Here is an 18,837-nt window from a genome sequence, read left to right as displayed (position 1 = left end):
GGGCCTTTACAGCAAAGATCACCTGGCGCCGATGAAGTAAGGCGTACAGAACCACTCCACAGGAGGACCCCAGTGGCGAAGGCGAAGTTCGAGCGGACTAAGCCGCACGTCAACATCGGCACCATCGGTCACATCGACCACGGTAAGACGACCCTCACGGCCGCCATTACCAAGGTGCTGCACGACGCGTACCCGGACCTGAACGAGGCCACCCCGTTCGACAACATCGACAAGGCGCCCGAGGAGCGCCAGCGCGGTATCACCATCTCCATCGCGCACGTCGAGTACCAGACCGAGGCGCGTCACTACGCCCACGTCGACTGCCCGGGTCACGCGGACTACATCAAGAACATGATCACCGGTGCCGCCCAGATGGACGGCGCCATCCTGGTGGTCGCCGCCACCGACGGCCCGATGCCGCAGACCAAGGAGCACGTGCTCCTGGCCCGCCAGGTCGGCGTTCCGTACATCGTCGTCGCCCTGAACAAGGCCGACATGGTGGACGACGAGGAGATCCTGGAGCTCGTCGAGCTCGAGGTCCGTGAGCTCCTCTCCGAGTACGAGTTCCCGGGCGACGACGTTCCGGTCGTCAAGGTCTCCGCTCTCAAGGCCCTCGAGGGCGAGAAGGAGTGGGTGGACTCCGTCCTCAACCTGATGAACGCCGTCGACGAGTCCATCCCGCAGCCGGAGCGCGACGTCGACAAGCCGTTCCTCATGCCGATCGAGGACGTCTTCACGATCACCGGTCGCGGTACGGTCGTCACCGGCCGTATCGAGCGTGGTGTCCTGAAGGTCAACGAGACCGTCGACATCATCGGCATCAAGACCGAGAAGACCTCCACCACGGTCACCGGCATCGAGATGTTCCGCAAGCTGCTCGACGAGGGCCAGGCCGGTGAGAACGTCGGTCTGCTGCTCCGTGGCATCAAGCGCGAGGACGTCGAGCGCGGCCAGGTCATCATCAAGCCGGGCTCGGTCACCCCGCACACCGAGTTCGAGGCGCAGGCCTACATCCTGTCCAAGGACGAGGGTGGCCGCCACACGCCGTTCTTCAACAACTACCGTCCGCAGTTCTACTTCCGTACGACGGACGTGACGGGCGTTGTGACCCTCCCCGAGGGCACCGAGATGGTCATGCCGGGCGACAACACCGAGATGTCGGTCGCGCTGATCCAGCCGGTCGCCATGGAGGAGGGCCTGAAGTTCGCCATCCGTGAGGGTGGTCGCACCGTGGGCGCCGGCCAGGTCACCAAGATCACCAAGTAAGTTCCGCTTGCTTGAGGGTCACCTGACCCAAGGTCTTTGACCTAAGGAGAGGCCCGTACGACTTCGGTCGTACGGGCCTCTTCCGCGTTGTCGAAACTATTCGGCGGCCACGACAGGTTCCGCCGGCCGGGCCTTGCCTCCACTATTTGTCATGGCAGTGAGCAAATAGGGAGCGGAGGGGGACGCATGTCCGTGGCGCGCAGGACTGTGCTGGGGGCGGGGCTGGCCGCCGCGCCGGTGCTGGCTTCGGGGGCCGCCCGGGCCGCGGCGGGCGAAGGGCCGGCCGTGACGGACCCGGGGGCGTACATCTCCTTCACGGGCGGGGCGTTCTCCCTGGTCGGTGCCCCCGTGGTGGTCAGCCCCGAGGATCACCCCGGAGTCGTACGGGTGGCAGGGGATCTGCGGGACGACCTGGAGCGGGTGACGGGCGTCCGCCCCGGCGCGACGCCGGGCCGATGGCCGGTGCTGCTGGGCACGATCGGCCGCAGCCCGCTGATCGACGGCCTGGTGCGATCCGGGAAGCTGGACGTCACCGGCGTACGCGGGAAGTGGGAGACGTCGCTGCAGACGGTCGTGGAGCGTCCGATGCCCGGTGTGGAGCGGGCGTTCGTCATCGCGGGCAGCGATCCGCGGGGCACGATCTTCGGCGCGTACGACGTCTCGTACGGCATCGGGGTCTCCCCCTGGCACTGGTGGGACGATGTGCCGCCGGTGCGGCGCGCCGGGGTGTGGGTGCGGGCCGGCCGCCATACGCAGGGCACCCCGGCGGTGAAGTACCGGGGATTCTTCATCAACGACGAGAATCCCGCGCTCGGCACGTGGGCGCCGGCGTACTTCGGCCCAGGGAAGGCACCGGGACATCCCGGAGGTTTCAACTCGGCTTTCTACGCGAAGGTGTTCGAGGTCCTGCTCCGCCTGAAAGGCAATTACCTCTGGCCCGCCGTCTGGGGCCGGGCCTTCGCGGAGGACGACCCGGAGAACCACCGCCGGGCCGCGGAGTGCGGCGTTGTCATGGGCACGTCTCACGAGGCGCCGATGATGCGGGGCATCGAGGAGTGGAACCGCCACGCGAGCCCCGGGCACGACCCCTACGGGGGCACCGGCGAATGGTCGTACCGCCGCAACGCCCCGGCGATCAGGGCGTACTGGCGGGCCGGCATCCAGCGCATGGTGGACCAGGGCTTCGAAGGCGTCGTGACGCTCGGCATGCGCGGCAACGGCGACACGAGCCTGCCCGACGGCGACGGCATCGAGCTGATGCGGGAGATCATCACCGACCAGCGGCAGATCATCGAGGAGGTGACGGGAAAGCCGGCCGCCGAAACCCCCCAGGTGTGGACCCTCTACAAAGAGGTGCAGCGGTACTGGGACCGTGGCCTGCGCGCACCGGACGACGTCACGGTGGTCCTCACGGACGACAACTGGGGCAACATCCGCAAGCACCCGGACGGCGCGCGAGGCGGCGGATTCGGCTTGTACTACCACTTCGACTACGTCGGCGCGGGCCGCAACTACAAGTGGGTCGACACGGCCAACCTGCGCAACGTCTGGGACCAGCTCCACCAGGCCCACGCCTACGGCAACCACGGCCTGTGGGTGGCGAACGTGGGCGATCTGAAGGGCAACGAGCTGCCGGCGGAGTTCTTCCTCTCGTACGCCTGGAATCCCGACGGCCTGCCGTTCGAACGCCTCGGCGGGTGGGAGGAGCGCTATGCCCGGCAGAACTTCGGGGAGGCGCCGGCGCGCGAGATCGGTTCGCTGCTCGCGGAGTACGGCCGCCTCCAGGCCCGCCGCAAGCCGGAGCTGCTGAACCGCCGGATCACCCTGTCCGACGGCCAGGTGGTGTACGACGACCAGCAGACCCCGTACTACTTCGCGCACCGGGAGCTGGAACGGGTGACGGACGAGTGGCGGGCGCTGGGCGAGCGGGCCGAGCGCGTCGCCCGTCGGCTGCCGGACGAACTTAAGGACGCCTGGTTCGAGTTGGCGGGCTACGAGATGACGGCGACCGCGAACCTGTACGCGCTGCGGTCGGCGGAGTTCACGAACCTGCTGTACGCGGCGCAGGGCAGAGCAGCGGCGAACGACCGTGCGGCACAGGCGCAGGCGGCCCTGGCGAGGGACTTCGCGCTGGCCGACCGCTTCAACTCGCGGGTGGCGGGCGGCAAGTGGCGGGGCTTCCAGACCCAGCCGCATATCGACTACGGGGACGTGGACCGCTACGGCCCCGACGCGGGGTGGCAGGAGCCGGAGAAGGACAACGTGGCGCTGCCGGATGTGCTGTTCCCGGCGGTTCGGCGGATCGAGGTGCCCTCGGGCGCGGAACTGGGGGTGTCGGTCGACGGGGCGGAGGACGCGGGAATGTGGTGGCCGGGGGGTGCGTCGGGGGAGGCCGCTCTGCCGGCGTTCAGCCCGTACCAGACGCGTCCGCAGCAGTACGTGGAGATCTTCAACAGGGGTCGTACGCCGTTCGCGTACGAGGTGCGGTCGTCGGTCCCGTGGCTGGTGGTGGACCGCCCGCGCGGCCGGGTGGCGCAGCAGGTGCGGGTGGAGGTGCGGGTGGACTGGTCCCGGGCCCCGTCCGGCCGGGCCGAGGGGACGCTGACGGTGCGCGGGGCAGGGACGTCGGTGACCGTGCGCTGCGTGGCGGACCGCCCGACCGGGCCTTTGCGAGGCTTCGTGGAGGCCGGCGGCTATGTGGCCGTCGACGCGGAGCACTACGACCGGGCCGTCGGACAGTGGCGCCGGCTCGACGGCATCGGCCGGACGGGCGCGGGGATGACGCCGTGGCCGGTGACGTCACCGAGCGTCGCGCCGGGAGGCTCGTCACCCCGCTTGGAGTACGAGGTGAGCCTGGTGACGGATCCGGGCGAGGTGACGGTGTGGACGTACGTCTCCCCTCGTAACCCGGCCCTGCCGGGGGTCACGGGCCTGAGCTACGGGGTGTCACTGGACGACGGCCCGATCCGCACGGTCGACATCACGGCGGGCGCGGACGACGGGGCGCTGAACGCGGTGTGGGCCCGCAACACGTCGGACAATGTGAACCGTTCGGCGACCAGGCACTTTGTGGGGTCGGCCGGGGTCCATCGGCTGACGTTGTGGATGGTGGATCCGACGGTGGTGGTGCAGCGGTTGGTGATCGACACGGGCGGGATGCCGGAGTTGTACCTGGGGCCGGGGGAGAGCCGGAGGGTGGGGAGCGGTCAGCCGTAGAGGGGCAGCCCCTCCGTCGAGATGGTCCAGTCGGCGATCGTGACGTCCTCGCCGTAGACGAAGTCCTTGCGGGTGGCGTAGCGGGGGCCGTCCGGCGTGGGGTGGATGTCCGTGAAGACGGCGCCGGTGCCGGTGCGGGGATCGAAGACCGCGTAGACGGGGATGCCCATCAGGGGGTAGTCGCGGACCTTGCCCACCCAGTCGTTGTCAGGGTTGGAGCGGGAGACGATCTCGATGGCGGCGATGAGTGTACGGGGATCGAAGGACCCGTCACCCTCCATATCTGCCCAGGCGATCACCATCACGTCGGGGTGCCGCAAGATGGTTTCGGGCTCGTCCTCCACGTCGGGCTCGCCCGTGTGGGCCACGATCTCCTCCGGCATGACCTTCTCCAGACGCTTCCGGAGGTGCAGCGCGGTCAGCTCGTGCTGCTTCACGGGCGACATCATGTCGTGGACGAGTCCTTCCTTGGTGATCTCGAACTTGCCGGGAAGCGTGTCCTCCACGGACTGAACGAAGTCCCGCATGGCTCGGTAGGCATGGGAGGGGCCCTGCCGCGCGCTGTCCGGTGCGATGGTCATGGCGCTCGCTCCTCGTCGTCTGTGCCCAGGGGCAAGGATCGTCGCATTCATGCTAGGCGGCCTCCGGGAGATCGGTTCGGCAGTCGCGGCAGCGGCCGGGGTGGGGTGCGCGGAAGGCGCGGTCGCAGTTGTCGCAGGTCTGGAGGGGGTGTCGTACGGGTGGCGGGGTGGTTGGTGCGCGGAACGGGGGCGGGGGTGGCAGCTGGGTGGCGAGGCGGTGGGCCAGGAGGGCGGCCGGGCGGCACAGGGGTTCGTCCGGCAGGCCAGTGGTCAGGGCGTGGCGCACGGCGGTGGGGCTGACGTCGCGTTCCAGCCAGGCGGCGACGCCGGGGGCCAGGTGCGCGGTGTCGCACTCGGAGAGGAGCAGGCGTGGATCCTGGCGGCGCAGGCCCGCGAGCAGGTCCATGGCTGTGCGGAGGAGCGAGGGGGAGGGACACCCCGGGCGTGGGACCGGCGGCAGCGCCTTGCGGCGTTGCTGCTCCTTGCGCTTGCGGGGCGCGGGCCTGGGCTCATGAGTGTCCCGCGGGCCGCCCGGCTGGTTGCAGGAGATCGTGCGGGTGACGATCCGGCCGCCGGGCACGCGGGTGCGTTCGCGGCGCAGGTAGCCGTGGGTCTCCAGCTCGCGCAGGGCTGCGGCGATGCGGGTCGCGCCCTCGGGGAAGCGGGCGGCAAGGGTCTTGATGTCGACCTGTGCGCCCGGTGGCAGCGACTGGATGTGCACCCCCAGTCCGATGGCGAGCCCCGACAGCTCCGGGTGCTGGGCCAGGTGGTTGCCGATCACCGTGAAGCGTGTGGTGTGACGGGTGTGCTCGTGAATGAGCCCGCCGACACTGGAACGGGGGCCCCGGTTCGGGTGTTTGTTGCCCGTAAAACCGGACTGGGCGTGCGAGGGCGCGCTAGGGTGCTGGGTATCCATCGGGAAGTCCTTACCTTCCTCGGTGGTCAGGCCCTCGCAACGGGATTGCCCGTCCCGGCGAGGGCCGTCGCATGTCTGCGGCTGTGTCGCGCCGAGCGTAAGGCAGGCAATAGGCCCCAAATCCAGTCGAGTTGGCGATGTTCACCCTCGTGAGTGAGTTTGCGCCGTGGGCGGGAGGGGTGGGGCTTGGCCGGGTTCTTTCACCCTTGTTTTTCCTTGGGAAAGACCGCCCGTCGCACCGGAGCAGGGGCGGCCGGGTGCCGGTGCCGGAACGGCGACCTCGGCCCAGACGGTCTTGCGCGGGGTGGGGCCTTCGGTGACTCCCCAGCGGTCGGCGAGTGCGGCCACGAGGAGCAGTCCGCGACCGGATTCGGCGTCGGGGGCGGCGGGTTGGGCGCACGGCAGCCGGTCACCCCGCGTGTCGGTCACCTCGATACGAAGGGTGCCGCCGACGACGTACAGCGTGAGCCGGAAGTCCCGCCCCGAGACCTTGCCATGGGTGGCCGCGTTGGCCGCCAGCTCGGCCACGACGTGCTCCGCTGATTCGAACGGAAGCCCCCAGTGGCGGAGTTGCTGAGTGGCGAGCAGCCGGGCGAGGCGAGCGCCGCGAGGGGTGGGGGACAGCAGGACCGTGAAGTTGGGGATGGCGGTTTCTGGAATCACGTCACTCAGCGTGGCCGGACTTGCTCCCATGGGTGAGTGCCAATGCCCTTACGGACGGTGACTGTCCCTGCTTTGTCTCGGCTGTCTCGGCTGTCCCAGGCGTTGTACGGGTACGGGGTGCGCGTCGGAGGAGGAGCCATGAACGACGGTGTGGACGAGGCCGGCTGGGACGTCGAGCCGGGCGACGAGATCGAGCCTGTGGTGCAGGCGGTGGGGCGCCTGCTCAAGGTCTGCCGGGAGGCGGCCGGAGTGAGCGTGCCCGAGCTGGCGGCCGCCCTCGGGTACGGCGAGGACATGATCCGCAAGATCGAGCGCGGGGCGCGCATTCCCCGGCCGGAGGCCCTGGACAGGGCGGACCAGATCCTCAAGGCACAGGGGCACTTGAGGGCGTTCATGGAGGACATGAGGAAGGCGCGGTATCCGAAGAAGGTGCGGCAACTGGCCGAGCTGGAGGGGAGGTCGGTGGAGATGCTGCTGTACAGCAACCACAACGTCCATGGTCTGTTGCAGACGCAGGAGTACGTGCGAACGATGTTTGAGATGAGGCAGCCGGCGCTCGCCGAGGATGTCGTGGAGCGGGAGGCTGCGGCTCGTGTGGCTCGGAAGGCTGTCCTGGAGCGGGAGCCCGCCCCCACGCTCAGTTTCGTCCAGGAACAAGTGACGCTCGAACGTCCCTACGGTGGGAAGATGGTGCTGCGCCGACAACTCGAACACCTCCTGGAAGTATCGAAGTTGCGAAACGTCACCCTTCAGGTCATGCCGACCGATCGTGAGGAGCACGCCGGAACGCAGGGCCTGATCGAGGTGTTGAAGTTCGCCGACGGCACGGCGATCGGTCGTTCCGACGGGGCGTTCAACGGCCGTCCGGTCTCAAGCCCGAAGGATCTCCGGATCCTTGAACTGCGCTATGGCATGATCCGGGCGCAGGCTCTCACGCCGAGGGAGTCACAGGCCTTCATCGAGCAAGCGCTGGGGAGACTATGAGTACCGCCGAACTCCACTGGTTCAAGAGCAGCTACAGCAGCAGCAGTGAGCCCGGCGACTGCATCGAGGTAGCCGAAGCCCCCACCACCATCCACATCCGAGACTCCAAGAACCCCACCGGCCCCCGCCTCGCCCTCGCGCCGGAGGCCTGGTCGGAGTTCGTGCGCACGCTCTGACGGGACCCATACCGGTAACAACGCCCTCGTCACGCACGCCGCCGGAAGCCGACGGCCCACACCAGCAGCGCCACCACCAGCAGCGCCGCTCCCGTCGCCGGTACGGCCCCCCAACCGCCGAACCGGTACGCGGTGACGCCGATCGCCGAGCCGGCCGCGCCGCCGAGGTAGTACGACGTCATGTAGACCGAGGCGATCCGGGCGCGCGGATGGTCCGGGAGGTCGTAGACCACGCTCATGTTCAGCAGGTGGACGCCGTGCACCGCGGCGTCCAGCACCAGGACCCCGGCCACCAGCCAGGCCAGACTGTGGCCGCCCGGCCACAGCGCGGCGAACCCGGCCACGCCCAGGGCGAGCAGGACACCGGTGGCCACCGCCTCGCGACCGGCGTCGACGAGGCGGCCCGTCGCCTTGGCCGCGATCGCGCCCGCCGCGCCCACCAGGGCGAACAGACCGATCGCGGAGGCGTCCCAGCCGTAGTGCGGACCGGCGAGCAGGAACGCCGAGGTGGCCCAGAAGGCGCTGAACGACGCGAAGCAGCACGCGCCGATCAGTGAGCGCCGCCGCAGGACCGGCTCGGCGGCGGCCAGCCGTAGCGTGGCGGCGAGCTGGGCGCCGTAGCCGAGCGGGACGTCCGGCGCGGACGACGGCATTACGCGGACGAGGAGCAGGGCAACGGCCACCAGCGTTCCGGCCGCGGCCAGGAACACCGTGCGCCAGCCGAAGGCCCCGCCGACCAGCCCGGCCGCCGTGCGGGAGCACAGGACGCCGAGCAGGAGGCCGGTGAGCAGGCTGGCCATCGCCCGGCCGCGCTGGTCCGCGGGCACGACGGAGGCCGCGTACGGGATGAGTATCTGGATGACGACCGCCCCGGCGCCCACGGCGAAGCCGCCGGCCAGCAGCACCCCCAGCGAGGGGGCCGCTCCGGACAGGAGCATTCCGGCACCGGCCGCGCCGAGCAGGATCCCGGTGAGGCGACGGCGGGCGACGATGTCGCCGAGCGGGACGATCAGCAGCAGGCCGAGCGTGTAACCGGCCTGGGTGGCGGTCACCAGTGCTCCGGCGGCGGAGGGGGAGGCGCCGAAGGACTCCGCGATCCGGGGGAGCAGGGGCTGGCAGTAGTAGAGGCAGGCGGCGATCAGGCCACAGGCCGAGGCGAGGAGGGTGATCAGGCGAGGATGCGTCTTGGCCTGGACGGTAAGGGACATGACACAGACGCTAGGCGTCTCCTGGACCCCACCCAAGATCCGATACGCCCCGCCGTGAGTGATCCAATCCGCCAGGGGGCGACTCGGGTGATGGCGCCCCCGGTTTGACCTACGTCACGCGCGGGGTATTCTCTCCGGCTCGATTGGCGGACGGCCTGCCGTGTATGGCAGACTGTCCGAGTTGCTCGGTCGAGTGTTGATGCTGCGCGCCTCCCGCCGGGAGGACCGGAAGCGAGTCCCACAGTACTCGTCGCCCTAACTGCCTGCGGGCAGCGCTGGGGCGGACGTACGGGAATCTTCCGGGAAGTGCGGTGCGGCATCGGCCAGGCACCCGGTGGGCCTTCGCCCCCGGCTTGCGGTTCCGGAAGGGCCGTGTGCATTCCCCGCAGGGATGTTCGAACAAGGGACATCCGTGTCAGCGGGAGCGCGACACGCCCGACCGCGTGGGTCGGAGGAGAGGGAACAGGGACCTGCCGGGTTCCAGAGCGTAAGAGAGACAGGACTACTGAGTAGCCATGGCGGGACAGAAGATCCGCATCCGGCTCAAGGCCTACGACCACGAGGTCATCGACTCCTCGGCGAAGAAGATCGTCGAGACGGTGACCCGTACTGGTGCGTCGGTCGCGGGCCCGGTGCCGCTGCCCACTGAGAAGAACGTGTACTGCGTCATCAAGTCGCCGCACAAGTACAAGGACTCGCGCGAGCACTTCGAGATGCGCACGCACAAGCGCCTGATCGACATTCTCGACCCGACCCCCAAGACCGTTGACTCTCTGATGCGACTCGACCTCCCGGCCGGTGTCGACATCGAGATCAAGCTCTGAGGCTGGTGGGCTGAGAATGGCTAAGCAGATCAAGGGCATCCTGGGCGAGAAGCTCGGCATGACGCAGGTGTGGGACGAGAACAACCGTGTTGTTCCGGTCACCGTCGTCAAGGCCGGCCCCAACGTCGTGACCCAGGTTCGTACCAACGACGTCGACGGCTACGAGTCGGTTCAGATCGCCTTCGGCGAGATCGACCCGCGCAAGGTGAACAAGCCCCTCAAGGGCCACTTCGCCAAGGCCGACGTCACCCCGCGTCGTCACCTCGTCGAGATCCGTACGGCTGATGCCGCCGAGTACACGCTCGGTCAGGAAATCACCGCCGAGGTCTTCGAGGCCGGCGTGAAGGTCGACGTCACCGGCAAGAGCAAGGGCAAGGGCTTCGCCGGTGTCATGAAGCGCCACAACTTCCGTGGCCTCGGCGCCGGACACGGCACCCAGCGCAAGCACCGCTCCCCCGGTTCCATCGGTGGCTGCGCCACCCCGGGCCGTGTGTTCAAGGGCCTCCGCATGGCGGGTCGCATGGGCAACGAGCGGGTCACCACCCAGAACCTGACCGTCCACGCCGTTGACGCGGAGAAGGGTCTGCTGCTCATCAAGGGCGCGGTTCCCGGTCCGAACGGCGGCCTCGTCCTGGTCCGCACCGCGGCCAAGGGGGCCTGAGGTAACCGATGAGCACTGTTGACATCCTTTCGCCGGCTGGCGAGAAGGCCGGTTCCGTCGAGCTCCCCGCGGAGATCTTCGACGCCAAGGTCAGCGTTCCGCTGATCCACCAGGTCGTCGTCGCGCAGCTGGCCGCTGCCCGTCAGGGCACGCACAAGACCAAGACCCGCGGTGAAGTCCGTGGTGGCGGCAAGAAGCCGTACCGCCAGAAGGGCACCGGTCGCGCCCGTCAGGGTTCGACCCGCGCGCCGCAGTTCGCCGGCGGTGGCGTCGTCCACGGCCCGCAGCCGCGTGACTACTCGCAGCGCACCCCGAAGAAGATGAAGGCCGCCGCCCTGCGCGGTGCCCTCACCGACCGGGCGCGTCACAACCGCATCCACGTCGTCTCCGGCGTGGTCGAGGGTGACATCTCCACGAAGGCCGCCAAGACGCTGTTCGGCAAGATCTCGGAGCGCAAGAACCTGCTCCTGGTCGTCGAGCGCACCGACGAGGCCGCGTGGCTGTCCGCCCGCAACCTGCCCCAGGTCCACATCCTGGAGCCGGGCCAGCTGAACACGTACGACGTTCTCGTCTCGGACGACGTGGTCTTCACCCAGGCCGCTTTCGAGTCCTTCGTCGCCGGCCCGAAGGCCAACGACACCGAAGGGACCGAGGTCTGATGGCTACCCGTCACCCGAGCATCGCCTCGAAGGCCGCCAAGGCCGCCAAGGCCGCGCGCGTCGCCAAGGCGCGTCGCCACGCCACCGAGGGCAAGAACACCGTCGAGACCCCGCTGAGCAAGTCGTACACGGACCCCCGTGACGTCCTGCTGAAGCCGGTCGTCTCCGAGAAGAGCTACGCGCTCCTCGACGAGAACAAGTACACGTTCATCGTCGACCCGAACGCCAACAAGACCCAGATCAAGCAGGCCGTCCAGGCGGTCTTCTCGGTCAAGGTCACCGGGGTCAACACGATCAACCGCCAGGGCAAGCGCAAGCGGACCCGCACCGGTTTCGGCCAGCGTGCCGCGACCAAGCGCGCGATCGTGACCCTCGCCGAGGGCGACCGTATCGACATCTTCGGCGGTCCGACCGCCTAAGGGCGGTCCGGATCGTCCGATATCGGACGAGGACTGAGAAATGGGAATCCGCAAGTACAAGCCGACTACGCCGGGCCGTCGTGGCGCCAGCGTCGCCGACTTCGTCGAGGTCACGCGGTCCACGCCGGAGAAGTCGCTGGTCCGCCCCCTGCACAGCAAGGGCGGCCGTAACAACGCCGGTCGTGTGACCGTTCGCCACCAGGGTGGCGGACACAAGCGCGCCTACCGAGTGATCGACTTCCGTCGTCACGACAAGGACGGCGTGCCGGCGAAGGTCGCGCACATCGAGTACGACCCCAACCGCACCGCGCGCATCGCGCTGCTGCACTACGTGGACGGCGAGAAGCGCTACATCCTCGCCCCGCGCAACCTGCAGCAGGGCGACACCGTGGAGAACGGTCCCGGGGCCGACATCAAGCCGGGCAACAACCTGGCCCTCCGCAACATCCCGGTCGGTACCACGATCCACGCGATCGAACTCCGTCCCGGTGGCGGTGCCAAGTTCGCCCGCTCCGCCGGTGCCTCCGTGCAGCTGCTCGCGAAGGAGGGCGCCTACGCCCACCTGCGCATGCCGTCCGGCGAGATCCGTCTCGTCGACGTCCGCTGCCGCGCCACCGTCGGTGAGGTCGGCAACGCCGAGCAGAGCAACATCAACTGGGGTAAGGCCGGCCGTAAGCGGTGGCTGGGCGTCCGCCCGACCGTCCGTGGTGTCGTGATGAACCCGGTTGACCACCCGCACGGTGGTGGTGAGGGCCGGACCTCCGGTGGTCGCCACCCTGTGTCCCCGTGGGGCAAGAAGGAAGGCCGTACTCGTTCGCCCAAGAAGGCGTCGAACAAGTACATCGTCCGCCGCCGCAAGACGAACAAGAAGCGCTAAGGACGGGTTGAGATGCCTCGTAGCCTGAAGAAGGGGCCCTTCGTCGACGACCACCTGATCAAGAAGGTGGACGCCCAGAACGAAGCCGGCACCAAGAACGTCATCAAGACCTGGTCCCGCCGCTCGATGATCGTCCCGGCCATGCTGGGCCACACGCTCGCGGTGCACAACGGCAAGACCCACATCCCGGTGTTCGTCACCGAGTCGATGGTCGGCCACAAGCTCGGCGAGTTCTCGCCGACGCGCACCTTCCGGGGTCACGTCAAGGAAGACCGGAAGTCGAAGCGCCGCTAGTAGCGGATCGCATTCAGACACGTAAGTAACTGAGAGGGACAACCATGGAAGCCAGGGCCCAGGCGCGGTACATCCGCGTTACGCCCATGAAGGCCCGCCGCGTGGTGGACCTTATCCGTGGCATGGATGCCACGGAGGCTCAGGCTGTTCTGCGATTCGCTCCGCAGGCAGCCTCCGTGCCGGTCGGCAAGGTGCTCGACAGCGCCATCGCCAACGCCGCGCACAACTACGACCACACCGACGCCGACAGCCTCTTCATCTCCGAGGCGTACGTCGACGAGGGTCCGACCCTGAAGCGGTTCCGTCCGCGTGCCCAGGGCCGTGCCTACCGGATCCGCAAGCGGACCAGCCACATCACCGTGGTCGTCAGCAGCAAGGAAGGAACCCGGTAATGGGCCAGAAGGTAAACCCGCACGGGTTCCGGCTCGGTGTCACGACCGACTTCAAGTCGCGTTGGTACGCCGACAAGCTGTACAAGGACTACGTCAAGGAAGACGTCGCCATCCGTCGGATGATGACGTCCGGCATGGAGCGCGCCGGTATCTCGAAGGTTGAGATCGAGCGCACCCGTGACCGCGTGCGTGTGGACATCCACACCGCCCGTCCCGGCATCGTCATCGGCCGCCGTGGCGCCGAGGCCGACCGCATCCGCGGCGACCTCGAGAAGCTCACGGGCAAGCAGGTCCAGCTGAACATCCTCGAGGTCAAGAACCCCGAGACCGACGCTCAGCTCGTGGCCCAGGCCGTTGCCGAGCAGCTCTCCTCCCGCGTCTCCTTCCGCCGTGCCATGCGCAAGAGCATGCAGTCGGCGATGAAGGCCGGCGCCAAGGGCATCAAGATCCAGTGCGGCGGCCGCCTCGGCGGCGCCGAGATGTCCCGCTCGGAGTTCTACCGCGAGGGCCGCGTGCCCCTGCACACGCTCCGCGCGAACGTGGACTACGGCTTCTTCGAGGCCAAGACGACCTTCGGCCGCATCGGTGTGAAGGTCTGGATCTACAAGGGCGACGTCAAGAACATCGCCGAGGTCCGCGCCGAGAACGCTGCGGCCCGTGCGGGTAACCGCCCGGCCCGTGGTGGTGCCGACCGCCCGGCCCGTGGTGGCCGCGGTGGCGAGCGGCGCGGTCGCAAGCCGCAGCAGGCTGCCGGCGCCGAGGCCCCCAAGGCCGAGGCTCCCAAGGCCGAGGCTCCGGCTGAGAGCACCGGAACGGAGGCCTGACCGACATGCTGATCCCCCGTAGGGTCAAGCACCGCAAGCAGCACCACCCGAAGCGTCGCGGTGAGGCCAAGGGCGGTACGACGGTCGCGTTCGGCGAGTACGGCATCCAGGCCCTCACGCCGGCGTACGTGACCAACCGCCAGATCGAGGCGGCCCGTATCGCAATGACCCGCCACATCAAGCGTGGCGGCAAGGTCTGGATCAACATCTACCCGGACCGCCCGCTCACGAAGAAGCCGGCCGAGACCCGCATGGGTTCCGGTAAGGGTTCGCCGGAGTGGTGGATCGCGAACGTGCACCCGGGACGGGTCATGTTCGAGCTGTCCTACCCGAACGAGAAGATTGCGCGTGAGGCTCTCACTCGTGCGGCCCACAAGCTGCCGATGAAGTGCCGCATCGTCAAGCGCGAGGCAGGTGAAGCGTGATGTCGGTCGGTACCAAGGCGTCCGAGCTGCGCGAGCTGGGCAACGAGGAGCTTCTGGCGAAGCTCCGCGAGGCCAAGGAAGAGCTGTTCAACCTCCGCTTCCAGGCGGCGACCGGTCAGCTCGAGAACCACGGCCGTCTGAAGGCGGTCCGCAAGGACATCGCGCGGATCTACACCCTGATGCGCGAGCGTGAGCTGGGCATCGAAACGGTGGAGAACGCCTGATGAGCGAGAAGAACGTGACTGAGAACGCAGAGGCGCGCGGCTTCCGCAAGACCCGTGAGGGTCTCGTCGTCAGCGACAAGATGGACAAGACCGTCGTCGTCGCCGTCGAGGACCGCGTCAAGCACGCGCTGTACGGCAAGGTCATCCGCCGTACGAACAAGCTCAAGGCGCACGACGAGCAGAACGCCGCGGGTGTCGGCGACCGCGTCCTCCTGATGGAGACCCGGCCGCTGTCCGCGACGAAGCGCTGGCGCGTCGTCGAGATCCTCGAGAAGGCCAAGTAATTCCTGCGGGGCAAACCCCGCAGGTCAGTTCCGCCAGGCTCGGCAGGGGCTCTCCTCGTAAAGAGGCGGCCCCTGCCGGGAACCGGCAGACAAACAGGAGATAGACGTGATCCAGCAGGAGTCGCGACTGCGCGTCGCCGACAACACTGGTGCGAAGGAGATCCTTTGCATCCGTGTGCTCGGTGGCTCCGGTCGCCGCTACGCGGGCATCGGTGACGTCATCGTCGCCACCGTCAAGGACGCGATCCCCGGTGGCAACGTGAAGAAGGGTGACGTCGTCAAGGCGGTCATCGTTCGCACCGTCAAGGAGCGCCGCCGTCCGGACGGCTCGTACATCCGCTTCGACGAGAACGCCGCCGTCATTCTGAAGAACGACGGCGACCCTCGCGGCACCCGCATCTTCGGCCCGGTCGGCCGTGAGCTGCGCGAGAAGAAGTTCATGAAGATCATCTCGCTCGCGCCGGAGGTGCTGTAAGCATGAAGATCAAGAAGGGCGACCTGGTCCAGGTCATCACCGGCAAGGACAAGGGCAAGCAGGGCAAGGTCATTGCCGCTTACCCGCGCGACGAGCGTGTCCTGGTCGAGGGTGTCAACCGGGTCAAGAAGCACACCAAGGCCGGTCCGACCGCCAGCGGTTCGCAGGCCGGCGGCATCGTCACGACCGAGGCGCCGATCCACGTCTCCAACGTCCAGCTGGTCGTTGAGAAGGACGGTCAGAAGGTCGTCACGCGTGTCGGTTACCGCTTCGACGAAGAGGGCAACAAGATCCGCGTTGCCAAGCGGACGGGTGAGGACATCTGATGGCTACCACCACCACTCCGCGTCTGAAGACGAAGTACCGCGAGGAGATCGCGGGCAAGCTGCGTGACGAGTTCAAGTACGAGAACGTCATGCAGGTTCCCGGCCTCGTCAAGATCGTGGTCAACATGGGTGTCGGCGACGCCGCCCGTGACTCGAAGCTGATCGAGGGCGCGATCCGCGACCTGACCACCATCACCGGTCAGAAGCCGGCCGTCACCAAGGCCCGCAAGTCCATCGCGCAGTTCAAGCTGCGTGAGGGTCAGCCGATCGGTGCCCACGTCACGCTCCGTGGCGACCGCATGTGGGAGTTCCTGGACCGCACCCTGTCGCTCGCGCTGCCGCGCATCCGCGACTTCCGTGGTCTGTCCCCCAAGCAGTTCGACGGCCGTGGCAACTACACCTTCGGTCTCACGGAGCAGGTCATGTTCCACGAGATCGACCAGGACAAGATCGACCGTACCCGGGGCATGGACATCACCGTGGTCACCACGGCGACCAACGACGCTGAGGGCCGCGCGCTCCTTCGTCACCTCGGCTTCCCGTTCAAGGAGGCGTGAGCGAGATGGCGAAGAAGGCTCTGATTGCCAAGGCTGCTCGCAAGCCCAAGTTCGGTGTGCGTGGCTACACGCGCTGCCAGCGCTGCGGCCGTCCGCACTCCGTGTACCGCAAGTTCGGCCTGTGCCGCGTGTGCCTTCGTGAGATGGCTCACCGTGGCGAGCTGCCGGGCGTGACCAAGAGTTCCTGGTAATCCCTGCTTTTAGGGATTCCTGGACCTCTCGGTAAGCAACTGGGTCGGCGGAGGCCCCCACCTTCCATGCCGTAGGCTAGGAGGGTTGGGCCTCTGCCGCCCTGGATCACTTACTACGCCGTAGGTCCCCGCGCCGCACCCGTCCCGTCTGCAGAAGTACGGGGAGAGGGATGGCGCATATAGGAAACCCCGGCGAGAAAGGCCACAGGCCAATTCATGACCATGACTGATCCGATCGCAGACATGCTGACGCGTCTGCGGAACGCGAACTCGGCGTACCACGACTCCGTGACGATGCCGGCGTCCAAGATCAAGTCGCACATCGCGGAGATCCTCCAGCAGGAGGGCTTCATCACGGGCTGGAAGGTCGAGGACGCCGAGGTCGGCAAGAACCTCGTTCTCGAGCTGAAGTTCGGCCCGAACCGTGAGCGCTCCATCGCGGGCATCAAGCGGATCTCCAAGCCCGGTCTCCGGGTGTACGCGAAGTCCACCAACCTGCCGAAGGTGCTGGGCGGCCTCGGCGTGGCGATCATCTCCACGTCGCACGGGCTCCTCACCGACAAGCAGGCCGGCAAGAAGGGCGTGGGTGGGGAAGTCCTCGCCTACGTCTGGTAGCAGAAGGGAACGGAGGAAACAGCTATGTCGCGCATCGGCAAGCTCCCCATCGCGGTTCCCGCCGGCGTGGACGTCACCATCGACGGCCGTACGGTCTCGGTCAAGGGCCCCAAGGGCTCGCTGACCCACACCGTCGTGGCGCCGATCGACATCGCCAAGGGCGAGGACGGCACCCTGCAGGTGACCCGCCCCAACGACGAGCGTCAGAGCAAGGCCCTGCACGGCCTCTCCCGCACGCTGGTGGCGAACATGATCACCGGCGTGACCCAGGGTTACGTGAAGAAGCTCGAGATCAGCGGTGTCGGTTACCGAGTGACCGCCAAGGGTTCGAACCTGGAGTTCGCTCTCGGTTACAGCCACCCGATCCTGGTCGAGGCCCCCGAGGGCATCGCCTTCAAGGTGGAGTCCCCGACCCGTTTCTCGGTCGAGGGCATCGACAAGCAGAAGGTCGGCGAGGTTGCGGCCAACATCCGCAAGCTGCGCAAGCCCGACCCGTACAAGGCCAAGGGCGTCAAGTACGAGGGCGAAGTCATCCGCCGCAAGGTCGGAAAGGCGGGTAAGTAAGCCATGGCATACGGGCAGAAGATCCTCAAGGGCGACGCCTACAAGCGCGCCGCGATCAAGCGCCGTCACATCCGGATCCGCAAGAACCTTTCCGGTACGGCGGAGCGTCCCCGTCTGGTCGTGACCCGCTCCAACCGCCACATCGTGGCGCAGGTGATCGACGACCTCAAGGGCCACACCCTGGCGTCGGCGTCCACGCTGGACAGCTCGATCCGCGGTGGCGAGGGCGACAAGTCCGCGCAGGCCAAGCAGGTCGGCGCCCTGGTCGCCGAGCGTGCCAAGGCCGCCGGTGTCGAGGCCGTCGTGTTCGACCGTGGTGGCAACCAGTACGCCGGGCGCATCGCCGCCCTGGCGGACGCCGCCCGCGAGGCCGGGCTCAGGTTCTGAGCCGCCGTAGCTAGCGGAAAAGAGAGAGGTAAATCCAATGGCTGGACCCCAGCGCCGCGGTGGCGGTGCCGGTGGCGGCGAGCGGCGGGACCGGAAGGGCCGTGACGGCGGCGCTGCTGCCGCCGAGAAGACCGCGTACGTTGAGCGCGTCGTCGCGATCAACCGCGTCGCCAAGGTTGTGAAGGGTGGTCGTCGCTTCAGCTTCACCGCGCTGGTCGTGGTGGGCGACGGTGACGGCACCGTGGGTGTCGGTTACGGCAAGGCCAAGGAGGTGCCGGCCGCCATCGCCAAGGGCGTTGAGGAGGCCAAGAAGCACTTCTTCAAGGTCCCCCGTATCCAGGGCACCATCCCGCACCCGATCCAGGGTGAGAAGGCTGCCGGCGTCGTGCTGCTCAAGCCCGCGTCCCCCGGTACCGGTGTTATCGCCGGTGGCCCGGTGCGCGCCGTGCTCGAGTGCGCCGGTATCCACGACATCCTGTCGAAGTCGCTCGGCTCCGACAACGCGATCAACATCGTGCACGCGACCGTGGAGGCCCTGAAGGGTCTGCAGCGTCCGGAGGAGGTCGCGGCCCGCCGTGGCCTGCCCCTCGAGGACGTCGCTCCCGCGGCTCTTCTCCGTGCGCGTGCCGGGGCGGGTGCGTAATCATGGCGCAGCTCAAGATTACGCAGGTCAAGTCCTACATCGGCAGCAAGCAGAACCACCGCGACACCCTGCGCTCCCTTGGTCTCAAGGGCATCAACACGCAGGTCGTCAAGGAGGACCGCCCCGAGTTCCGCGGCATGGTGCACACCGTCCGCCACCTCGTGACGGTCGAGGAGGTCGACTGAT

28 protein-coding genes are annotated in these 18,837 nt (G+C 67.9%); 24 read left to right on the top strand and 4 right to left on the bottom strand.

Features of this window, described 5'->3' with window-relative positions; all coding sequences use genetic code 11:
- Positions 1-72 precede the first annotated feature (72 nt).
- Both tuf and A6P39_RS18640 read left to right on the top strand, forming a co-directional pair.
- Positions 73-1,266: an elongation factor Tu gene (tuf, locus tag A6P39_RS18645; protein ID WP_067045366.1), complete on the top strand. Its 1,194-nt coding sequence runs from the start codon at positions 73-75 to the stop codon at positions 1,264-1,266.
- Positions 1,267-1,452: 186 nt separating this feature from the next.
- The gene (locus tag A6P39_RS18640; protein WP_067045363.1) at positions 1,453-4,482 is read left to right on the top strand and encodes a glycosyl hydrolase 115 family protein; all 3,030 of its coding nucleotides are present in this window, start codon (positions 1,453-1,455) and stop codon (positions 4,480-4,482) included.
- On the opposite strand, the gene A6P39_RS18635 is transcribed toward A6P39_RS18640, so the two are convergent.
- The 3 genes from A6P39_RS18635 to A6P39_RS18625 all read right to left on the bottom strand — a co-directional run bounded on the left by A6P39_RS18635 (position 4,473) and on the right by A6P39_RS18625 (position 6,672).
- Positions 4,473-5,063 (bottom strand): Uma2 family endonuclease, encoded by a 591-nt coding sequence (locus A6P39_RS18635; protein ID WP_067045360.1) that lies wholly within the window; start codon positions 5,061-5,063, stop codon positions 4,473-4,475. The genes A6P39_RS18640 and A6P39_RS18635 overlap by 10 nt on opposite strands.
- A gap of 52 nt (positions 5,064-5,115) precedes the next feature.
- Positions 5,116-5,979, bottom strand: coding sequence for a DNA-binding protein (locus tag A6P39_RS18630; RefSeq protein ID WP_067045357.1), 864 nt, complete (start codon positions 5,977-5,979; stop codon positions 5,116-5,118).
- Positions 5,980-6,120: 141 nt separating this feature from the next.
- Complete coding sequence (locus A6P39_RS18625) at positions 6,121-6,672, bottom strand: ATP-binding protein (protein ID WP_079133349.1); 552 nt, start codon at positions 6,670-6,672, stop codon at positions 6,121-6,123.
- Positions 6,673-6,780: 108 nt separating this feature from the next.
- Between A6P39_RS18625 and A6P39_RS18620 the strand changes: the two genes are divergently transcribed.
- Both A6P39_RS18620 and A6P39_RS18615 read left to right on the top strand, forming a co-directional pair.
- A complete protein-coding gene (locus A6P39_RS18620) occupies positions 6,781-7,626 on the top strand; it encodes a helix-turn-helix domain-containing protein (protein WP_067045354.1) in 846 nt (281 codons plus the stop codon).
- Positions 7,623-7,802, top strand: coding sequence for a DUF397 domain-containing protein (locus A6P39_RS18615; RefSeq protein ID WP_067045350.1), 180 nt, complete (start codon positions 7,623-7,625; stop codon positions 7,800-7,802). Before A6P39_RS18620 ends, A6P39_RS18615 begins: the two co-directional genes overlap by 4 nt.
- Before the next feature lie 29 nt (positions 7,803-7,831).
- On the opposite strand, the gene A6P39_RS18610 is transcribed toward A6P39_RS18615, so the two are convergent.
- Positions 7,832-9,010: an MFS transporter gene (locus A6P39_RS18610; RefSeq protein WP_067045347.1), complete on the bottom strand. Its 1,179-nt coding sequence runs from the start codon at positions 9,008-9,010 to the stop codon at positions 7,832-7,834.
- A 515-nt stretch (positions 9,011-9,525) separates the two neighbouring features.
- Here A6P39_RS18610 and rpsJ point away from each other — a divergent pair.
- The 20 genes from rpsJ to rpmD all read left to right on the top strand — a co-directional run bounded on the left by rpsJ (position 9,526) and on the right by rpmD (position 18,836).
- Positions 9,526-9,834 (top strand): 30S ribosomal protein S10, encoded by a 309-nt coding sequence (rpsJ, locus tag A6P39_RS18605; RefSeq protein ID WP_003948644.1) that lies wholly within the window; start codon positions 9,526-9,528, stop codon positions 9,832-9,834.
- Between the two features lie 16 nt (positions 9,835-9,850).
- Positions 9,851-10,495, top strand: coding sequence for a 50S ribosomal protein L3 (gene rplC / locus A6P39_RS18600; protein ID WP_067045344.1), 645 nt, complete (start codon positions 9,851-9,853; stop codon positions 10,493-10,495).
- Positions 10,496-10,503: 8 nt separating this feature from the next.
- Positions 10,504-11,154 carry a 50S ribosomal protein L4 gene (gene rplD, locus A6P39_RS18595; protein WP_067045342.1) on the top strand — a complete coding sequence of 217 codons (651 nt, stop codon included), beginning with the start codon at positions 10,504-10,506 and terminating at the stop codon, positions 11,152-11,154.
- Complete coding sequence (gene rplW, locus A6P39_RS18590) at positions 11,154-11,573, top strand: 50S ribosomal protein L23 (protein WP_067045339.1); 420 nt, start codon at positions 11,154-11,156, stop codon at positions 11,571-11,573. Before rplD ends, rplW begins: the two co-directional genes overlap by 1 nt.
- A gap of 40 nt (positions 11,574-11,613) precedes the next feature.
- Positions 11,614-12,450: a 50S ribosomal protein L2 gene (rplB, locus tag A6P39_RS18585; RefSeq protein WP_067045336.1), complete on the top strand. Its 837-nt coding sequence runs from the start codon at positions 11,614-11,616 to the stop codon at positions 12,448-12,450.
- A gap of 12 nt (positions 12,451-12,462) precedes the next feature.
- On the top strand, positions 12,463-12,744 hold the full coding sequence (gene rpsS, locus A6P39_RS18580) for a 30S ribosomal protein S19 (RefSeq protein WP_023547380.1): 282 nt from the start codon (positions 12,463-12,465) through the stop codon (positions 12,742-12,744).
- A 44-nt stretch (positions 12,745-12,788) separates the two neighbouring features.
- Positions 12,789-13,136 carry a 50S ribosomal protein L22 gene (gene rplV, locus A6P39_RS18575; RefSeq protein ID WP_003974262.1) on the top strand — a complete coding sequence of 116 codons (348 nt, stop codon included), beginning with the start codon at positions 12,789-12,791 and terminating at the stop codon, positions 13,134-13,136.
- Positions 13,136-13,960, top strand: a complete 825-nt coding sequence (gene rpsC, locus A6P39_RS18570; protein WP_067045333.1) for a 30S ribosomal protein S3 — start codon at positions 13,136-13,138, stop codon at positions 13,958-13,960. The genes rplV and rpsC overlap by 1 nt, the downstream gene beginning before the upstream one ends.
- 5 nt (positions 13,961-13,965) lie before the next feature.
- The gene (gene rplP / locus A6P39_RS18565) at positions 13,966-14,385 is read left to right on the top strand and encodes a 50S ribosomal protein L16 (protein ID WP_030788270.1); all 420 of its coding nucleotides are present in this window, start codon (positions 13,966-13,968) and stop codon (positions 14,383-14,385) included.
- The gene (gene rpmC / locus A6P39_RS18560; RefSeq protein ID WP_023547377.1) at positions 14,385-14,609 is read left to right on the top strand and encodes a 50S ribosomal protein L29; all 225 of its coding nucleotides are present in this window, start codon (positions 14,385-14,387) and stop codon (positions 14,607-14,609) included. The genes rplP and rpmC overlap by 1 nt, the downstream gene beginning before the upstream one ends.
- Positions 14,609-14,893, top strand: a complete 285-nt coding sequence (rpsQ, locus tag A6P39_RS18555) for a 30S ribosomal protein S17 (RefSeq protein ID WP_018543912.1) — start codon at positions 14,609-14,611, stop codon at positions 14,891-14,893. The genes rpmC and rpsQ overlap by 1 nt, the downstream gene beginning before the upstream one ends.
- A gap of 106 nt (positions 14,894-14,999) precedes the next feature.
- Complete coding sequence (rplN, locus tag A6P39_RS18550) at positions 15,000-15,368, top strand: 50S ribosomal protein L14 (RefSeq protein WP_003998823.1); 369 nt, start codon at positions 15,000-15,002, stop codon at positions 15,366-15,368.
- A gap of 2 nt (positions 15,369-15,370) precedes the next feature.
- Positions 15,371-15,694 carry a 50S ribosomal protein L24 gene (gene rplX / locus A6P39_RS18545; RefSeq protein WP_067045328.1) on the top strand — a complete coding sequence of 108 codons (324 nt, stop codon included), beginning with the start codon at positions 15,371-15,373 and terminating at the stop codon, positions 15,692-15,694.
- Positions 15,694-16,251 carry a 50S ribosomal protein L5 gene (gene rplE, locus A6P39_RS18540; protein WP_015658460.1) on the top strand — a complete coding sequence of 186 codons (558 nt, stop codon included), beginning with the start codon at positions 15,694-15,696 and terminating at the stop codon, positions 16,249-16,251. The genes rplX and rplE overlap by 1 nt, the downstream gene beginning before the upstream one ends.
- 5 nt (positions 16,252-16,256) lie before the next feature.
- Complete coding sequence (locus A6P39_RS18535) at positions 16,257-16,442, top strand: type Z 30S ribosomal protein S14 (protein WP_003948630.1); 186 nt, start codon at positions 16,257-16,259, stop codon at positions 16,440-16,442.
- Positions 16,443-16,658: 216 nt separating this feature from the next.
- Positions 16,659-17,057 carry a 30S ribosomal protein S8 gene (gene rpsH, locus A6P39_RS18530; protein WP_007384075.1) on the top strand — a complete coding sequence of 133 codons (399 nt, stop codon included), beginning with the start codon at positions 16,659-16,661 and terminating at the stop codon, positions 17,055-17,057.
- 24 nt (positions 17,058-17,081) lie between these two features.
- Positions 17,082-17,621: a 50S ribosomal protein L6 gene (rplF, locus tag A6P39_RS18525; protein WP_067045326.1), complete on the top strand. Its 540-nt coding sequence runs from the start codon at positions 17,082-17,084 to the stop codon at positions 17,619-17,621.
- Positions 17,622-17,624: 3 nt separating this feature from the next.
- Positions 17,625-18,008: a 50S ribosomal protein L18 gene (gene rplR, locus A6P39_RS18520; RefSeq protein WP_067045323.1), complete on the top strand. Its 384-nt coding sequence runs from the start codon at positions 17,625-17,627 to the stop codon at positions 18,006-18,008.
- 37 nt (positions 18,009-18,045) lie between these two features.
- On the top strand, positions 18,046-18,651 hold the full coding sequence (gene rpsE, locus A6P39_RS18515) for a 30S ribosomal protein S5 (protein WP_015658456.1): 606 nt from the start codon (positions 18,046-18,048) through the stop codon (positions 18,649-18,651).
- Positions 18,652-18,653: 2 nt separating this feature from the next.
- On the top strand, positions 18,654-18,836 hold the full coding sequence (rpmD, locus tag A6P39_RS18510) for a 50S ribosomal protein L30 (RefSeq protein WP_003974250.1): 183 nt from the start codon (positions 18,654-18,656) through the stop codon (positions 18,834-18,836).
- The last annotated feature ends 1 nt before the right edge of the window (position 18,837 follow it).

This window comes from Streptomyces sp. FXJ1.172 (assembly GCF_001636945.3).
Lineage (GTDB): Bacteria > Actinomycetota > Actinomycetes > Streptomycetales > Streptomycetaceae > Streptomyces.
The sequence above is the reverse complement of the archived record's forward strand: the minus strand, read 5'-3'. Positions and strand labels throughout refer to the sequence as shown.

Coding starts and splice junctions, on each gene's coding strand:
- rplF (WP_067045326.1), top strand. CDS start 17,082: ATGTCGCGCATCGGCAAGCTCCCCATCGCGGTTCCCGCCGGCGTGGAC.
- rplP (WP_030788270.1), top strand. CDS start 13,966: ATGCTGATCCCCCGTAGGGTCAAGCACCGCAAGCAGCACCACCCGAAG.
- rplR (WP_067045323.1), top strand. CDS start 17,625: ATGGCATACGGGCAGAAGATCCTCAAGGGCGACGCCTACAAGCGCGCC.
- rpsC (WP_067045333.1), top strand. CDS start 13,136: ATGGGCCAGAAGGTAAACCCGCACGGGTTCCGGCTCGGTGTCACGACC.
- rpmC (WP_023547377.1), top strand. CDS start 14,385: ATGTCGGTCGGTACCAAGGCGTCCGAGCTGCGCGAGCTGGGCAACGAG.
- rplC (WP_067045344.1), top strand. CDS start 9,851: ATGGCTAAGCAGATCAAGGGCATCCTGGGCGAGAAGCTCGGCATGACG.
- A6P39_RS18630 (WP_067045357.1), bottom strand. CDS start 5,979: ATGGATACCCAGCACCCTAGCGCGCCCTCGCACGCCCAGTCCGGTTTT.
- rpsJ (WP_003948644.1), top strand. CDS start 9,526: ATGGCGGGACAGAAGATCCGCATCCGGCTCAAGGCCTACGACCACGAG.
- rpsQ (WP_018543912.1), top strand. CDS start 14,609: ATGAGCGAGAAGAACGTGACTGAGAACGCAGAGGCGCGCGGCTTCCGC.
- rplD (WP_067045342.1), top strand. CDS start 10,504: ATGAGCACTGTTGACATCCTTTCGCCGGCTGGCGAGAAGGCCGGTTCC.
- rplB (WP_067045336.1), top strand. CDS start 11,614: ATGGGAATCCGCAAGTACAAGCCGACTACGCCGGGCCGTCGTGGCGCC.
- rpmD (WP_003974250.1), top strand. CDS start 18,654: ATGGCGCAGCTCAAGATTACGCAGGTCAAGTCCTACATCGGCAGCAAG.
- rplE (WP_015658460.1), top strand. CDS start 15,694: ATGGCTACCACCACCACTCCGCGTCTGAAGACGAAGTACCGCGAGGAG.
- A6P39_RS18535 (WP_003948630.1), top strand. CDS start 16,257: ATGGCGAAGAAGGCTCTGATTGCCAAGGCTGCTCGCAAGCCCAAGTTC.
- A6P39_RS18615 (WP_067045350.1), top strand. CDS start 7,623: ATGAGTACCGCCGAACTCCACTGGTTCAAGAGCAGCTACAGCAGCAGC.
- rplX (WP_067045328.1), top strand. CDS start 15,371: ATGAAGATCAAGAAGGGCGACCTGGTCCAGGTCATCACCGGCAAGGAC.
- A6P39_RS18640 (WP_067045363.1), top strand. CDS start 1,453: ATGTCCGTGGCGCGCAGGACTGTGCTGGGGGCGGGGCTGGCCGCCGCG.
- rplW (WP_067045339.1), top strand. CDS start 11,154: ATGGCTACCCGTCACCCGAGCATCGCCTCGAAGGCCGCCAAGGCCGCC.
- A6P39_RS18625 (WP_079133349.1), bottom strand. CDS start 6,672: ATGGGAGCAAGTCCGGCCACGCTGAGTGACGTGATTCCAGAAACCGCC.
- rpsE (WP_015658456.1), top strand. CDS start 18,046: ATGGCTGGACCCCAGCGCCGCGGTGGCGGTGCCGGTGGCGGCGAGCGG.
- rpsS (WP_023547380.1), top strand. CDS start 12,463: ATGCCTCGTAGCCTGAAGAAGGGGCCCTTCGTCGACGACCACCTGATC.
- A6P39_RS18610 (WP_067045347.1), bottom strand. CDS start 9,010: ATGTCCCTTACCGTCCAGGCCAAGACGCATCCTCGCCTGATCACCCTC.
- rplV (WP_003974262.1), top strand. CDS start 12,789: ATGGAAGCCAGGGCCCAGGCGCGGTACATCCGCGTTACGCCCATGAAG.
- A6P39_RS18620 (WP_067045354.1), top strand. CDS start 6,781: ATGAACGACGGTGTGGACGAGGCCGGCTGGGACGTCGAGCCGGGCGAC.
- A6P39_RS18635 (WP_067045360.1), bottom strand. CDS start 5,063: ATGACCATCGCACCGGACAGCGCGCGGCAGGGCCCCTCCCATGCCTAC.
- rpsH (WP_007384075.1), top strand. CDS start 16,659: ATGACCATGACTGATCCGATCGCAGACATGCTGACGCGTCTGCGGAAC.